We start from the raw sequence: 15,224 nt of genomic DNA, 5'->3' as shown, positions 1-15,224 counted from the left end.
AGGGCATTGCCGGTGGGCCCGCGGACAGGCGCAGTGAAGACGGCGCGGATTGTGTCACGCAGGCCCGTTCCGCGAGCCCGCGAGGGGCTGCCGCGGGCCCGTGCGCCGGGGGCGTGCGTGCTAGAGTCGCCCGGCGTTTCGCCCGCTTACAGTTCAACGTCCCAGGCATGCATCCCGCCGTACTGTCGCTCGTCGTCGGACTGTCGCTTCTGGCGGGCAGCACATCCGCCGGCGCGGCCACCGGCGCCGATCCTGCGCCCGCCCGTCAAGTCCAGGCCGCCGATGCCGAGGCTTTGCGCGCACGGCTGGCGGCGGCGGAGCAGTCGGCCCAGTGGGTGCCGGTGCTGGGCGGGCTGGTGGTGGTGCTGGGCGCCGGTGTCGCGGTGCTGGGCTGGTGCCTGCTGCGGCGCAAGCCCGTGCCCCCGGCACCGCTGGCCGACACGCCGTCGCCAGAGCCTGACACCCTGAAGCTGCCCCAGGCAGCTGCCGCCGAGGCCACGCCGGTGCCTGTCACCGCTGCCTACTTCCCCAGCGCCTCGCCCACGCCGCACGGTTTGTCGATCGAGGAGCACATCGACATCGACCAGCAGGCGGAGTTCCTCGTCGTGCTGGGTCAGGACGATGCGGCCATCGACCTGCTGCTGGAGCACCTGCGCGGCACGGGGGGTACCAGCCCGCTGCCTTACCTGCGCCTGATGCAGATCTACCGCCGCCGGGAGGACCAGGCGGCCTACGAACGCACGCGCGAGCGCTTCAACCAGCGCTTCAATGCGCTGGCGCCGCAGTGGCAGACCGAAACCGGCCGCGAGCGCTCGCTGGCCGACTACCCGGAGGCCATCACCGCCGTGCAGCGCGCCTGGAGCGCGCCGCTGGACGCGATGGCGGTCATCGAATCACTGCTGTTTCGCCGCGGCACCGAGGAAGAGCGCTTCGACCTGCCGGCCTACGAGGAGCTGCTGTTCCTCTACTGGCTCACGCGCGAGCTGCAGTACCGCGCCGATGCACCGGCCAGCGAGGTGGACGTGCTGCTGCCCATCGAGGACACGCAGACCGAGGTGTCGGTGATCCAGCGCACGCCGGCGTCGTTTGACACCACCGGTGTGTTCACGCAGGTGAGCGTGACGCGCGGGCCGGGACGGGTGGACCTGGACCTGTCCACCGTGCCGGCCGAGCCGGACGACGGCAGCGACCGCTAGGTTCAGATCTTCGCCAGGCGCGCGAGCGCGGCGTTCAGCGTGTCGTCCTTCTTGGCGAAGCAGAAGCGCACGATGCGCTGCTCGAAGCCGTTTTCATAGAAGGCGGACAGCGGAATGGCCGCCACACCGACCTCGGTGGTGAGCCAGCGGCAGAAGTCGGCCTCCGGCATGTCGCTCAACTGCGAATAGTCCACGCACTGGAAGTAGCTGCCCGCCGTGGTGAGCGGGCGCAGGCGGGTGGCCTGCAGGCCGGCGCGAAACAGGTCGCGCTTGCGCTGGTAGAAGGCCGGCAGCTGCAGGTAGGGGGCCGGGTCGGCCATGTAGCGCGCCAGGCCGTGCTGCACCGGCGTGTTCACCGTAAACACGTTGAACTGGTGCACCTTGCGGAATTCGGCCGTCAGGGCGGCCGGTGCGGCCACGTAGCCCACCTTCCAGCCGGTGACGTGATAGGTCTTGCCGAAGCTGGACACCACGAAGCTGCGGGCCGCCAGCACCGGATGGCTGGCCACGCTGGCATGCGCCACGCCATCGAACACCATGTGTTCGTACACCTCGTCGCTGATCACGAAGACGTCGGTGGGCGCCAGCAGTTCCGCCAGCCGCGCCATCTCGGCGGCGGTCCAGCAGGTGGCGCTCGGGTTGTGCGGCGTGTTGATGATGATGGCGCGCGTCTTCGGGCCGAGCGCTGCGGCGATGCGGTCGAAATCAGGACGGAAGCTGCCCGGCGTGAGCGGCACGCGCACCACCCGCCCGCCTGCGAGCTCGATGTTGGGTCCGTAGCTGTCGTAGCAGGGTTCCAGCACGATGACTTCGTCCGCCGCACGGCCGCCCGAAGGCGGCGACGCCCCCTCGGGGGGCAGCGAGCCAGGCTCGCGTGGGGGCCCGGATGCACCAGGGTGCACGATGGCCAGCACCGCCGTGATGATGGCCTGGGTGGCGCCGGCGGTGATGGTGATCTCGCTGCCCGGGTCGTAGCGCCGGCCGTACAGCGACTCCATCTTGGCGCTCACCGCCTCGCGCAGCTGCGGCACGCCCGGCATCGGCGGGTACTGGTTCAGCCCCTCGCGCATGGCGGCGTTCACCGCATCCGGCAGCTGCGGGTCGCAGTCGAAATCCGGGAAACCCTGGCCCAGGTTGATGGCGCCATGTTCGGCCGCCAGGGCCGACATCACGCTGAAGATGGTGGTGCCCACCTTGGGCAGGCGGCTGGTGACGGGCGGGGTGCGGGCAGCGGTCATCAGAGCTCGTAGTCGGTGGGCTGTTCGCCGCTCATGGCGCGGATGATGAGTGCGCGGGTGAGGCGGTCGGACAGCAGTTCGGCGAAGGTGTAGACGAAGTTGCGCAGGTAGGCGCCACGCTTGAAGGCCACGCGTGACACATTCAGGCCGAACAGGTGGCCGGCGGGCTTGGCCACCAGGTCGCCGCCCAGGCCGTCCTCGCGCACCGCCATCTCGGCCACGATGCCCACGCCCAGGCCCAGCCGGACGTAGGTCTTGATCACGTCGGAGTCGATGGCTTCCAGCACCACGTTGGGCTTGAGGCGCCGATGCGCAAAGGCGGCGTCGATGCGGGTGCGGCCGGTGAAGGAGGGGTGATAGGACACCAGCGGCTCGCCGGCCAGCTGCTCCAGCGTGGGCCGCTCCACCGTGGCCAGCGGGTGCGAAGCGGGCACCACGATCATGTGCTGCCATTCATAGCAGGGCAGGGTCACCAGCTCGTCGAACTCGCTCAGCGATTCGGTGGCCAGGCCGATGTCCGCGCTTTCCTCGATCAGCATCTGGGCCACCTGCTCGGGCGTGCCCTGGTGCAGGCTCACGCTCACCTTGGGGAAGCGCCGCCGCAGCAGCGCCACCGGCTCCGGCAGGATGTAGCGCGCCTGGGTGTGGGTGGTGGCGATGGACAGCCGGCCGGCGTCCTGCTTGGAGAACTCCTCGCCGATGCGCTTGAGGTTGCCCACCTCTCGCAGGATGATCTCGATGGACTTCAGAACCTCCTGGCCCGGCTCGGTCACGCGGCGCAGGCGCTTGCCGTGGCGGGCGAAGATGTCCACGCCCAGCTCCTCCTCCAGCTCCAGGATGGCCTTGGAGATGCCCGGCTGCGAGGTGTAGAGCGCCTTCGCCGTCTCGGTGAGGTTGAGGTTGCGGCGAACGGCTTCCTGGACGAAGCGGAACTGGTGCAGGTTCATGAGGCCGGAGTGTCGATGGAAGCGGCGGCCGCGGCCATGGCGGCAATCACCGCGGGATGCTCGCCGATGGCCGGATGCAGCGTGATGCGCACGGCCGGATGCGCGGCCCGGAGTTCACCCAGCAGCGCCGGCACGTCCTTGCGCACATGGCCGCCGGCTCCCAGGAACAGCGGAATCACTTCGATGTGTTCGCAGCCTGCGGCGGCCAACTCGGCACCTGCCTCCAGCATGCCGGGGCTCATGAACTCGAGGAAGGCGAGGGCCACCGCAGCGTCCGGCCTCAGGCTGAGCAGTTGCTGGGCGACCGCTTCGAAAGGGGCCGCCCAGTTCGGGTCACGCGCGCCATGCGCAAAGAGCAGCAGGCCGGCTTTCATCGGTAGCGCACCAGCCAGGCAAACGCGGCCAGTGACAGCAGCAGGTACAGCAGGCTGGGTGCGGCGGCCACCGCCCAGGGTGTCCAGCCATGCAGCAGCCCCAGGTGGCCGGCCACGTTGTTCAGCAGCACGAAGCTGATGCCCAGCAGGATGCCGCCGAACACCTTGAGGCTGATGCCGCCCGCGCGGGCGTGCAGGTAGGCGAAGGGCAGGGCCAGCGCCATCATCACCAGGCAGGCAAAGGGGTAGAGCGCCTTCTTCCAGAACTGGATCGCATAGCGCCCGGCTGCCTGTTCGTGTTCGTTGAGGTGGGAGGCGTAGCGCCACAGGTCGATGGTGGACATGGTGCTGGCCGGCAGCACGGCGGCGGCCACCACGCTGGCGCGCAGGCTGCTGGCCCATTCGTAGGTCGGCAGCTGCTGGTCCTTCACGCCCGCATCGGGGGTCTGCTCGCTGGGCCAGCGCGTGAGCTGCACCTTGGCCAGATGCCAGATGCCGTCCTGCGCCACCCGGCCCTGGTCGGCCTGCAGCCGCGACAGCAGCCGGCCCTGGTCATCGAACTCGTAGATCCGGATGGCTTGCAGGTTGCCGTCCGGCGCGGTCTGGCCCACGTTCACCGAGTAGCTGCGTTCCCCGTCCGGCGTCTGCCGGCTGTCCTTGAGCCAGGCGCCGGCCCGGCCGAGCTTGAGCCCGCCGTTGAAGCGGGCCTTCAGCAGCACCGCCTCGCGCTCGCTGGCCGGGGCCACGTAGTCGCCCACCACGAAGGTGCACACCGCGAACACCAGGCCCAGTGCGGTGAGCAGCTGCAACGCCCGGCCCGGCCCCAGCCCGCCGGTGCGCAGGATGGTGTACTCCGACGACTGCGCCATGCGCGCCAGCGAGAAGATGCAGCCGATCAGTACCGCGATCGGAAACAGCTCATAGAAATGAGCGGGCACCTCGAGCAGGCAGGACACGACCGCATGCACGGCGGTGTAGCCCTGCTTGCCGATGCTTCCCAGCTCGTCGACGAAGTCGATGAAGAAGAACAGCGACAGGAAGGCCACGGCCACGAAGGCCACGGCCGAGGCGATGTCCCGGTAGAGCAGGCGGCGGACGGTCTTCATGCCGCCGCCCGCGCCCCGCGCCGCCAGCGCCGCGGCGTCATCGCGGCATGATCGCGCCACCACATCAGGGCGATTGCCAGCACGAAGGCGCTGCCATGCAGCCCGAACAGCGCGCCGGCGAGGCTCATGCGGCCGGAGCCCACCCAGGCCTGGCTCAGGTTGACCAGGTTGTAGTACACGACGAAGCCGAGCAGCGCGAACAGCAGGTTCCAGTTGCTGGCGCGGCGCGGGTTGGTGGCGGCCAGGCCGACGCCCAGCAGCAGCAGGTTGCCCGCGCCCAGCAGCAGGCCGAAGCGCCAGCTGAGCTCGGCCTGGTTCTTCAAGGTGGGCTCGCGCAGCAGGTCCAGCGTGGGGCGGGCCTTGGGTGGGCGCTCCTCCGCGCGCCGCACCGCGCGCTCCCAGGCGAGCACGCTGTAGGTGTCGAAGCTGGCGATCGTCTTCTCGCCGCTCTTGCGGTCCATCTCGTTGCGCTGGCCGCGGTCCAGCACCAGCATGCGGTCCTCGCCCACGGTTTCCAGCCGGCCGCTGCGCGCCGAGGTGACCGACTCCTTGTCCGCGCCGTTGGCCAGGATGAACACGTTGCGTGCGTTCACGCCCGCGTCGGCGTCGCGCTCGATGAAGAACACCCGGCTGCCGTCACGCGAGGTCTGGAACACACCCGGCGACACGCGTGACAGGTCGGAGCGCTGCTCGTAGCGCGCACGCAGCTCGGTGCTGTTCTGGTTGCCCCAGGGCCACACGAAGACCAGCAGCACGCCGATCACCAGCAGCACCGGCCAGCTGGTTTGCAGCACCGGCTTGACGAAGCGCGACAGGCCCACGCCGCTGGCGAACCAGATCGCCATCTCGCTGTCCTTGTACATGCGGCCCAGCGTGGCCACCACGGCGATGAACAGCGACAGCGCCAGCATGGTGGGCAGGTGGCCGAGGCCGACATACCCGAGCGCAAGCACCACGTCCTGCGGTGCGACCTGGCCGCCGGCGGCCTGGCCCAGGGTGCGGATCAGCATCATCGTGAGCACGATGGTGAGGATCACGATCAGCGTCGCGCCGAAGCTGCGTGCGAGCTCTTTGCGCAAGGTTGAATCGAATAACATCGGCCCCTTCTCAATTCATGAAGCACCACGGCGCCCCACGAGGGCGCGGCACGGGCTTTGTTTGAAACGCATTATGGACTTCCGTACCCAGACCCTTGCCGCTGGCGGACTGCCCGCCGTGGCTGCTGATGCGCTGCTGGTCGTGATGGTCGGCGACGGCATTCCCGCCTCGCTGGACGCGCCTTTGGCCGCGGCCGCCAAGGAGGCCGTGGCCCAGGGCGACCTGGTGCTCAAGGCCGGCCGCAGCCTCTATCTGCACCGGGTGGCCGGACTGAAGGCCGCGCGCACGGTGCTGGCTGTGGCGGGCGATGGGTCGGCCAAGGCCTTCAAGGCGGCGGTGGCGGCCGGTGTGACGGCGGTCAAGGGCCTGGGGGTGCGGCACCTGGCCGTGGCCTGCGCGGGCAGCGAGGCGCTGGGCGAGGCCCATGCCGAGGCCCTGGTGGCCGCGGTCAGCGATGCGGTGTATGTGTACCGGGCCACCAAGCCCAGCGCCAGCGAGGCGCCCAAGCTGGAACGTGTGAGCCTGCTGTGCGCCAAGCCCGAGGCCACCGTGCTGCAACGTGGCCTGGCGCGCGGCGAGGCGATCGCCAACGGCGTGACCCTGGCGCGGGAATGCGCCAACCGCCCGGGCAACGTGTGCACGCCCACCTACCTGGCCGAGCAGGCCAAGGCCTTGGGCAAGGAGTTCGGCTTCAAGATCGAGGTGCTGGAGCGCAAGGACGTCGAGAAGCTCGGCATGGGCTCGTTCGTGGCGGTGGCCAAGGGCTCGGAGGAGCCGCTCAAGTTCATCGTGCTGCGCTACAACGGCGGAGCCAAGACGCAGGCGCCGGTGGTGCTGGTGGGCAAGGGCATCACCTTCGACACCGGCGGTATCTCGATCAAGCCGTCTCCCGAGATGGACGAGATGAAGTACGACATGGGCGGTGCGGCCAGCGTGCTGGGCACCTTCCGTGCGGTGGGCGAACTCAAGCCCAAGCTCAACCTGGTGGGCCTGATCCCGGCCTGCGAGAACATGCCCAGCGGCACGGCCACCAAGCCGGGCGACGTCGTCAAGAGCATGTCAGGCCAGACCATCGAGATCCTGAACACCGACGCCGAAGGGCGCCTGGTGCTGTGCGACGCGCTCACCTATGCCGAGCGCTTCAAGCCGGCCGCGGTGGTGGACATCGCCACCCTCACCGGTGCCTGCGTGATCGCCCTCGGTCATCACCACTCCGGCCTGTTCACCGCGGACGATGAACTGGCGGGTGAGTTGCAGGCTGCGGGCCGCCAGGCGCTGGACACCTGCTGGCGCATGCCGCTGGACGAGGAATACGACGAAGCGCTGAAGACGCACTACGCCGACATCGCCAATGTCGGCCCGCGCGCCGGCGGCTCCATCACCGCCGCGATGTTCCTCAAGCGCTTCACCGCCAAGTACCGCTGGGCCCACCTCGACGTGGCCGGCACCGCCTGGAAGTCCGGCGCCGCCAAGGGCAGCACCGGCCGGCCGGTGCCGCTGCTCACGCACTTCGTGCTGTCGCAGGCTTGAGGCCGGCCTGAAGGCGCCGGCGCCCGGTGCAGCCCCATGAGCACTGAAGTGGCATTCCACACCGGCGTCGCGGACAAGCTGAGCCACGCCTGCCGGCTGCTGCGCAAGGCCTACCGGCAAGGCGCCCGGGTGGTGGTGACCGGCCCGTCGCCGCTGCTGCAGCAACTGGACCAGGCGCTGTGGACCTTCGAGCCGCAGGAGTTCGTGCCGCATGTGCGCCTGGGCCAGAACAAGGCACCGTCCGAAGCGCAGGGCCGCACGCCCATCTGGCTGGTGGAGGCCGGTGCGCGGCCGCCCCACCAGGAGGTGCTGGTGAACCTGGGGGCGGAGCGCCGGCCGGACGACGCCGGCTTCAAGCGCATCATCGAAGTGGTCTCGCGCGACCCCGACGACGTGGCCGCAGCGCGGCGGCGCTGGAAGCAGTACGAAGCGCAGGGCTGGCCGATCACCCACCATGCCCAGGCGGCCAGCGCATGATGGCGCAGCGCCAGTCGCCCCAGAGGGTGCCCACGCTGACCGAAGTGGTGCAGCCGGCCCCCACGGAAGTGCCGGCTTCGTCGGTGCAGGTGCGCGCCGAAGCACTGCCCTTCGCGGAGCAGCCGCCACTCATTGACGAAGGCGAGGTGACCCGCCGTGTGCTGGTGGACGTGCAGCGCCAGGTGGACCTGATGCTCGAGTACCGCCTGCGCGATGCCTTGAACCCGCTGCTGGCGCGCTTGAGCGATGCGCTGATCCACGAACTGCGCGACGAATTGGCATCGACCTTGCGTGATGTGGTGGCACGGGCGGTGGCGCAGGAAATCGAGCGCCACCGTGGACGGTAGATTCCCGGTATTCCGGATTTGAAGTTGCCGCGTTGAGCCGGGAAGCCGCGCCACGGCGCACGGCTTAAGCAGTTACCCGGGGAAGCCACGGCTTTGTTTTCGGGTATGGTTCCGGCCGTTGAGAAAACCAGCCTTTCCTGGCTGGTATCCCTTTAATACGCTCTCGACAGATTCCCCTTCGGAGGTTTTGCATGCAAGTCAAACTCAATGTGATCGTCGCTGCGGCCGCTATCGTGGCCGCTGGTGCGGCTGGCGCCCAGGAAATGGTCGTCAAGATCGGCCACGTCGGTCCGGTCTCCGGCGCCCAGGCCCACTACGGCAAGGACAACGAAAACGGCGCCCGCATGGCGATCGAGGACCTCAACGCCAAGGGCGTGACCATCGGCGGCAAGAAGGTGAAGTTCGAGCTGGTCGCCGAAGACGACGCGGCCGACCCGAAGCAAGGCACCGCCGCCGCGCAGAAGCTGTGCGACGCCAAGGTCAACGGCGTGGTGGGCCACCTGAACTCCGGCACCACCATCCCCGCCTCGAAGATCTACAACGACTGCGGCATCCCGATGATCACGCCGTCGGCCACCAACCCCAAGCTCACCGAGCCGGGCTACAAGACCACCTTCCGCCTGCTGGCCAATGACAACGCCTTGGGCGCTGGCCTGGCGCTGCACGCGGCCAACAACCTGAAGCTCAAGAAGATCGCCGTCATCGACGACCGCACCGCCTACGGCCAGGGTGTGGCCGAGGTGTTCAAGAAGACGGCTGCCAGCAAGGGCATCCAGATCGTGGACGAGCAGTTCACCACCGACAAGGCCACCGACTTCATGGCCATCCTGACGGCCATCAAGAGCAAGGCGCCGGACGGCATCTTCTACGGCGGCATGGACCCGCAAGCCGGCCCGATGCTGCGCCAGATGGAGCAACTGGGCCTGGCCAACGTCAAGTTCTTCGGCGGCGACGGCATCTGCACGGCCAAGCTGGCTGAACTGAGCGGTGGCGCCAAGACCCTGGGCAACGTGGTGTGCGCCGAAGGCGGCTCCTCGCTGGAGAAGATGCCCGGCGGCAAGACCTGGAAGACCCGCTACGACGCCAAGTACCCGGGCCAGTTCCAGGTGTACTCGCCCTACACCTACGACGCCACCATGGTGCTGGCTGACGCCATGCAAAAGGCCGGCTCCGCCGACCCGAAGGTGTACCTGCCGTTCCTGGCCAAGAGCGACTTCCAGGGCGTGACCGCCAAGGTGGCTTTCGAGCCGAATGGCGAACTCAAGAACCCCGCCATGACCCTGTACTCGTACAAGGACGGCAAGAAGGTTCCGCTGAACTGATATCCGGCAGTCACAAAACAAAAAGGGCGCTTCGAGAAGCGCCCTTTTTTCATGCCGGCTCGGAAGAACTCCAGACCACCGAGCCGCGCGCCGGCACCGCCAAATGCAGCGGCGAGGGCAGGGCCAATGGCAACTGCGCCAGGTCCAGGCGCAGTTCGCTCGCCTGGTGGCCCCGGTTCACTGCCACGACGCTCACGCAAGTGTCGGTATACCGTGCATAGGCATACACCTCGCCCTGCGCCTGCAGTTCCATGAAGGCGCCTGCGCGCAGCTCCGGCCGTGCATGGCGGCGGGCGATCGCCTCGCGGTAGTGCTGGAACAGCGCCTGGTTCCAGTGGCCGCGGTCCCAGTCGAAGCAGCGGCGGCAGTCCGGATCCTGGCCGCCCGCCAGGCCGATCTCGTCCCCGTAGTACACGCAAGGGGTACCCGGATAGGTCATCAGCAGCGTGACCGCGATCTGCATGGCCGGGATGTCACCTCGAAGCAGCGTGAGGAAGCGGCGGGTGTCATGGCTGTCCAGCAGGTTCAGTTGCGCCAGCTGGTTCTCGAAGGGCACCAGGGCCATCGCGCGGCGCAGCCAGGCCGCGAAGTCGGCGGTGGACAGCTGGATCGGGTCATGGTTCAGGTCCACGCCCGCCAGCCAGGCCCGCACCGGGTGGGCGAAGCCGTAGTAGTTCATCGCGCCGTCTTCCTGGTCACCCTGCAGCCAGGACGTGGCTTCGTTGAAGTGCTCGCCCACCAGGTAGGCCTGCGGGTCCTGGCCCTTCACCGCCCGCCGCATGGCCTGCATGACGCCGGCGTTGTTCCACGCCCCCAGGCCTTCGCCCAGCATGTGCACCGCATCCAGGCGCCAGCCGTCGATGGCGTAGGGCGGCTGCATCCAGCGCCGCATCACCGAGTCGGGCGCTTCGAACATGGCTTGCTTGACCGACGGGTTGGCGTAGTCCAGCACCGGCAGGGAGTCATAGCCCTTCCAGCCGCGCGGCCGGCCCTGGCCGTCAAAGGCGTACCAGCTGCGCCAGGGCGATTCGGCCGAGTGTGCGGCGCCCCGGGTGGCGTGGCCGCCATCGCGGTTGAACCAGGGATGTTGTGCGCCGGTGTGGTTGACCACCGCGTCCAGCACCAGGCGCACGCCGTGCTCACGGGTGGCCTGGCGCAGCGCGGCCAGTGCGGCGTTGCCGCCAAAACCCGCGTCCACCTGGGTGTAGTCCTCGGTGTCGTACTTGTGGTTGCTGCGCGAGGCGAAGATCGGATTCACGTACAGCGCCGTCACGCCGAGCTCCTGGCGCAGATAGGGCAGGCGCTCCACGATGCCGGGCAGGTCGCCGCCGTAGAACACGGTGGTGGGCTTGTCCAGCGGCACCGGCTCGCCCCAGGCCAGCGCTTCGTTGGCCGGCTGTCCCGGCACGCTGGGCGGCAGGGTCACCGGGCCGGCGCTGCCGCGCGCAAAGCGGTCGGGGAACACCTGGTAGAAGACCTGGTCCTTGACCCACGCCGGCGGGCTGTCCAGCCGGTTCACCCGGAAGTGCTGTGCCTCGGGCGGCACCTGAGCATGTTGACCATCCGCAGCCAGCCAGCGCTGGGTAGCGCCGCTGAGCAGCTTGAAGGCATAGCGGGTGACCGCATTGCCGCCATCCCAGGGCAGCAGGGCGCGATGGCGCTGCCAGCCGGCCTGTTCGCCGTCCGGCGTGAGCGGCAGGAGCTCTTCTTCGTTGTCCGGCAGGTGGCGCAGGAAGGCCTGCACCGGGGAGTCGCTGCGCAGCAGCAGGGTGACCTCGCACCCGTCGGGCGTGCGGACCAGCCAGGGGGCGATGGGAGGATGCAGCAGTTGCATGGGTGACGCTGTGGTTGTTTGTGGTTGTCGTTGTGGCAGTGCTCAGTGCGCAGGCGCGGCGGTCATCGCCGCAAAGGTCAGGCGCTCGGCGCCGGCGGGCGCCAGCAGTTCGTCCGGCAGGCGGCGCACCACGCGCCGGAACACCTCCAGGTCTTCCAGCGTGCGGGCGAGCACCATCGCGCCTTCGATCTGGATGTAGGCGTCCAGCGCCCGCGCCTGGGCCAGCGGCAGCGGTACGCCGCACTGCACCAGCAGCTCGGACAGTACCTGCAAGCCCGCCTGCACCCGCTCGCCCACCTGGCGGCCGAACACCAGGCGCGCAGCGCCGTAGGTGAACACGTTCATCAAGGTCAGCTGGTGCGGCCGGGTGTGCACCTCGTCCAGCGCCTGGAACAGCCCGCGGACCTTGCTTTCGGCGGACTCGGCGCTGCCCAGCAGCGTGCCGATGCGCTGCGCGCCCCAGCGGTCGGAATGGGCCAACACCTCGGCCGCCATCTGCTCCTTCCCGCCCGGGAAGTGGTGGTACAGGCTCGCCTTGCCCAGCCCTGTGACCTCGGAAATCACGCTCAGGGTGGCGCCGTCGTAACCGTAGTCGTAAACAACGTCAACCAGCTTGTCGATCAGCGCGTCTTTACTGTGCTGAGCCTTTGTCATCGAGTGTCCTCATCCCTCTTGTCATTGGTGGATCACTCCCCACTATACCGAACGATCGGTACAATCCCGGATTGGCTGTTGCCCGGCCACCCCATCTCCTTCGCTGCCAGCGGCTGTAACTGCTGGTAGGCGAACTGCCAAACTACCCCGCTTTGCCGCCCTTGTTACACCCGTACCCCGGGATCGATTTGCGGTCTGATATCGGGGGTTTCCTCCAGGGATCGCAATGAAGTCCGTCTCCTCCTGGCCCCGTTGGGCTCAAGCCGTTTTTGGTGCCACCATCGTCGTGATGCTGCTGGCCGCCGGGGTGGCGTTCGAATACCAGTCGCTCACGCCGCACCTGAGCGGCAAGACCACGCTGGCGCAGCAGTTCGAGGCCGCGCCGCGCGAGTGGCTGGATCATCCGAAGGACGTGTCGGACCTGGAGCGCACCATCACGCGCGGCGAGGCGGCTGCCATCGGCGTCGACCAGCACCGCGTGTTCGTCACCACCCGCTCGGGCGAGCGCTACAGCACCGAGCTGCTGTCCGGCCGCGATGGCCTGCAGACCCGGCTGGAAGCGCTCAGCCGCGAACAAGGTTTTGCGCTGACCCGCATCACCATCGACCCGCGCACCGTGCGCGAGAAGCTCAGCGCCGCCGCCAGCAGCGTGTTCGAGCGCTCGATCGGCGTGTTGACCGTGGTGGCCATGCTGCTGCTGGGCTTCTACCTGATCCGCCAGACCGGCGCGATGAACGGCAACAAGACCGAACTGGCCGAGAAGCCGGAAACCGATTTCGACGCCGTGATCGGCGCCTCGGAGGCCAAGGCCGCGCTGCAGCAGGTGACCGCCTTCATGCGCAGCCCGGAGAAGTACCTGGCGCTGGGCGCCAAGCCGCCGCGCGGCGTGCTGCTGGAAGGCCCGCCGGGTACCGGCAAGACCTTGCTGGCGCGCGCGCTGGCCGGTGAATGCAAGGCCAACTTCATCGCAGTGGACGGCTCGCACTTCTCCAGCATGTTCTATGGCGCCGGCATCGGCAAGGTGAAGGAGCTCTTTGCCACCGCCCGCAAGAACGCACCCTGCATCGTGTTCATCGACGAGTTCGACGGCATCGGCAAGCGCGCCAGCGGCAACAAGGTGCAGGGCGGCCAGTCGGAAGAAAACCGCATCATCAACAAGCTGCTGGTGGAGATGGACGGCTTTTCGGAGTCGGACAACATCGTCGTCATCGGCGCCACCAACCACGTGGGGAACGTGGACGACGCCCTCAAGCGCCCCGGCCGCTTCGACCTGGTGGCCCGCGTGACACTGCCCACGGTGCACGACCGGCGCGACCTGTTCAAGCTGTGCCTGGAGCGGGTGAAGTCCGCGCCCACCGGCATCGACGTGGAGGCGCTGGGCCGCGCCAGCAGCGGCCTGTCGCATGCCGACATCACCAACATCGTGAACCGCGCCACCGTGATGGCGGCCGAAGCGGGCAGCGACTGGGTCACGCAGGACTTCGTGCACCGCGCGCTGGAAACCCACCAGCTGGGCGGCGAGGTGTCCAGCCTCAAGGGCATGCTGTCGCCGGAGCACCGCCACCGCATTGCCATCCACGAAGGCGGCCATGCCATCGTGGCGCATGTGATGGGCGCGGGCACGGTGGAGCGCATCAGCATCGAACCCCGCGGCCAGGCGCTGGGTGTGACCTTCGTGACGCGGGCCAACGAGGTGCCGCTGTTCGGCGAGCAGGAGCTCAACGCCCGCATCGGCATGCTGCTGTCCGGCCGCGAAGCCGAGCTGATGACCTTTGGCAACACCACCTCGGGTGCGTCGGACGACCTGAAGCGCGCTTCGGAGCTGGCGATCGAGATGGTGAGCGCCATGGGCTTCTCCAGCGAATTCGGGCTGTTGAGCCTGCACGGCGTGCCCGACAACCTGGTCGGCCCGCACATCCAGGAGCGTGTGCTGGCCGAAGCCCGCACGATGCTGGACCGTGCGCAGCGCCAGTGCCGCCAGATCCTGGAAGCACACAAGGACGTGCTGGAGGCCGTGACCGCGGCGTTGCTGAAGGACGAGACGGTGTCCGGAGCGCTGCTGCGGGAGCTGCTGCCGCTGGACGAAGGGCGCCATGTGGCGGCGAACCTGCCGATGCTGAAGGCGGCCACCAGCGTGACGGACACGCTGCCGGCCTGATCCGTCGACACCCCAATGAAAAACGCCCCTCGAGAGGGGCGTTTGCTATGGAGCTACTCCTGGGGCGGCTTTCGACGAATCGCCCCGCGCGGGCGTTTCAGAGACTTTTGAACGAACTCGGTGTTGCTGCCGGCCTTGCGTACAGCATCTAGCAATTCTTCTCTCGAGACTCCAAGCCGCTCTGCCCAATAGCGCAGCTCGTGCTCCTGATTGACGTTGATCCTCGCGCTCTCCAGGTGACGCGATTTTGCGAGTTCGGCGACGCGGCTGGGAAGGGTCCATATCGCGACCTCCGATTGATATCCCTGGGCGTTCGGGATACTGGCTGAATTAGTCCACACCCAGGCTCCGCTTTGAGGCCCGCCGTCGAGTGCCATGTTGAGCGGAAGATCGAGCACATCACTCGTCGCTCGAATGTTCTCCAGCCGCAAATGATCCAGTCTTGGCGCGCGCTCAATTGCCTTAAGTACACTTGCGTAGACGGTTCGGGCTCCGAAAGGCGCCTTAAAGAAGAGCACCAGTTGGTATGGTTCATCGCTTCCGGATGGACGGGCAAAGAAGACAGCGTCCGGCATGAGGCCTGCGTTCCGCAGACGCTCGACTAAAGCTTCAGCGTCGAGTTGCGCAGATCTATCGATCACCATTCCTCCCGGATCCAATGAAGCACGCCGGTGCGGCGAGACAGGCAAGCCTGGCGGAAGTCGCTCGCTTCAGTCTGTGTCTTCGGCGTGGAGTGATAGCGAACCTGTTCGTTCCAATCCTTGACGGTTGCCCAATTAATCTTCCGTTGATCGGAGGCCCCATCCATTCCGAGGTCGGCAAGCTTCCGGAGCCGTTCAAGGTCATGCGAATAGTGGTCTTCAGACCTGCGAGGCGGCCACTCAAATCGTCCGATGTTCCGTGCAATTCGGGCCTTCAGTGCGCACTCCACCGCATAACCCAA

At 67.9% G+C, this 15,224-nt stretch carries 14 protein-coding genes; 6 read left to right on the top strand and 8 right to left on the bottom strand.

Annotation, left to right across the window (positions count from 1 at the left end; all coding sequences use genetic code 11):
- Positions 1–167: 167 nt before the first annotated feature.
- Positions 168–1,196, top strand: a complete 1,029-nt coding sequence (locus VPH43_RS20585; protein ID WP_328579633.1) for a hypothetical protein — start codon at positions 168–170, stop codon at positions 1,194–1,196.
- Positions 1,197–1,198: 2 nt separating this feature from the next.
- On the opposite strand, the gene VPH43_RS20580 is transcribed toward VPH43_RS20585, so the two are convergent.
- From VPH43_RS20580 to lptF, 5 genes are read right to left on the bottom strand one after another with little or no spacing between them, the layout of a single operon-like run.
- Positions 1,199–2,434, bottom strand: a complete 1,236-nt coding sequence (locus VPH43_RS20580) for a pyridoxal phosphate-dependent aminotransferase (RefSeq protein WP_328579632.1) — start codon at positions 2,432–2,434, stop codon at positions 1,199–1,201.
- Positions 2,434–3,381, bottom strand: a complete 948-nt coding sequence (locus VPH43_RS20575) for a CysB family HTH-type transcriptional regulator (RefSeq protein WP_328579631.1) — start codon at positions 3,379–3,381, stop codon at positions 2,434–2,436. Before VPH43_RS20575 ends, VPH43_RS20580 begins: the two co-directional genes overlap by 1 nt.
- Positions 3,378–3,755 carry a sirohydrochlorin chelatase gene (locus VPH43_RS20570; RefSeq protein WP_328579630.1) on the bottom strand — a complete coding sequence of 126 codons (378 nt, stop codon included), beginning with the start codon at positions 3,753–3,755 and terminating at the stop codon, positions 3,378–3,380. The genes VPH43_RS20575 and VPH43_RS20570 overlap by 4 nt, the downstream gene beginning before the upstream one ends.
- Positions 3,752–4,861, bottom strand: coding sequence for an LPS export ABC transporter permease LptG (gene lptG / locus VPH43_RS20565; protein ID WP_328579629.1), 1,110 nt, complete (start codon positions 4,859–4,861; stop codon positions 3,752–3,754). The genes VPH43_RS20570 and lptG overlap by 4 nt, the downstream gene beginning before the upstream one ends.
- Positions 4,858–5,958, bottom strand: a complete 1,101-nt coding sequence (gene lptF / locus VPH43_RS20560) for an LPS export ABC transporter permease LptF (protein ID WP_328579628.1) — start codon at positions 5,956–5,958, stop codon at positions 4,858–4,860. Before lptF ends, lptG begins: the two co-directional genes overlap by 4 nt.
- Before the next feature lie 73 nt (positions 5,959–6,031).
- On the opposite strand from lptF, the gene VPH43_RS20555 reads away from it, so the two are divergent.
- The 4 genes from VPH43_RS20555 to VPH43_RS20540 all read left to right on the top strand — a co-directional run bounded on the left by VPH43_RS20555 (position 6,032) and on the right by VPH43_RS20540 (position 9,635).
- Positions 6,032–7,489: a leucyl aminopeptidase gene (locus VPH43_RS20555; protein WP_328579627.1), complete on the top strand. Its 1,458-nt coding sequence runs from the start codon at positions 6,032–6,034 to the stop codon at positions 7,487–7,489.
- 36 nt (positions 7,490–7,525) lie between these two features.
- The gene (locus VPH43_RS20550) at positions 7,526–7,966 is read left to right on the top strand and encodes a DNA polymerase III subunit chi (RefSeq protein WP_328579626.1); all 441 of its coding nucleotides are present in this window, start codon (positions 7,526–7,528) and stop codon (positions 7,964–7,966) included.
- Entirely contained in the window at positions 7,963–8,313 is a 351-nt protein-coding gene (locus VPH43_RS20545) for a hypothetical protein (protein WP_328579625.1), read from the top strand. Before VPH43_RS20550 ends, VPH43_RS20545 begins: the two co-directional genes overlap by 4 nt.
- Positions 8,314–8,504: 191 nt before the next feature.
- The gene (locus VPH43_RS20540) at positions 8,505–9,635 is read left to right on the top strand and encodes a branched-chain amino acid ABC transporter substrate-binding protein (RefSeq protein WP_328579624.1); all 1,131 of its coding nucleotides are present in this window, start codon (positions 8,505–8,507) and stop codon (positions 9,633–9,635) included.
- Between the two features lie 49 nt (positions 9,636–9,684).
- On the opposite strand, the gene malZ is transcribed toward VPH43_RS20540, so the two are convergent.
- Together malZ and VPH43_RS20530 are read right to left on the bottom strand one after the other, a co-directional pair.
- Positions 9,685–11,469: a maltodextrin glucosidase gene (malZ, locus tag VPH43_RS20535; protein ID WP_328579623.1), complete on the bottom strand. Its 1,785-nt coding sequence runs from the start codon at positions 11,467–11,469 to the stop codon at positions 9,685–9,687.
- 42 nt (positions 11,470–11,511) lie between these two features.
- Positions 11,512–12,123, bottom strand: coding sequence for a TetR/AcrR family transcriptional regulator (locus VPH43_RS20530; RefSeq protein ID WP_328579622.1), 612 nt, complete (start codon positions 12,121–12,123; stop codon positions 11,512–11,514).
- Positions 12,124–12,349: 226 nt separating this feature from the next.
- Here VPH43_RS20530 and VPH43_RS20525 point away from each other — a divergent pair, with 226 nt between their 5' ends.
- A complete protein-coding gene (locus tag VPH43_RS20525) occupies positions 12,350–14,281 on the top strand; it encodes an ATP-dependent metallopeptidase FtsH/Yme1/Tma family protein (RefSeq protein ID WP_328579621.1) in 1,932 nt (643 codons plus the stop codon).
- Positions 14,282–14,334: 53 nt separating this feature from the next.
- Here VPH43_RS20525 and VPH43_RS20520 read toward each other — a convergent pair whose 3' ends face one another.
- The gene (locus VPH43_RS20520) at positions 14,335–14,856 is read right to left on the bottom strand and encodes a DUF3606 domain-containing protein (protein ID WP_328579620.1); all 522 of its coding nucleotides are present in this window, start codon (positions 14,854–14,856) and stop codon (positions 14,335–14,337) included.
- Positions 14,857–15,224: the final 368 nt, after the last annotated feature.

It is taken from the genome of Ideonella sp. BN130291 (assembly GCF_036231905.1).
GTDB lineage: Bacteria > Pseudomonadota > Gammaproteobacteria > Burkholderiales > Burkholderiaceae_C > CAMLIZ01.
This window is presented reverse-complemented; position numbering and strand designations above follow the sequence as displayed.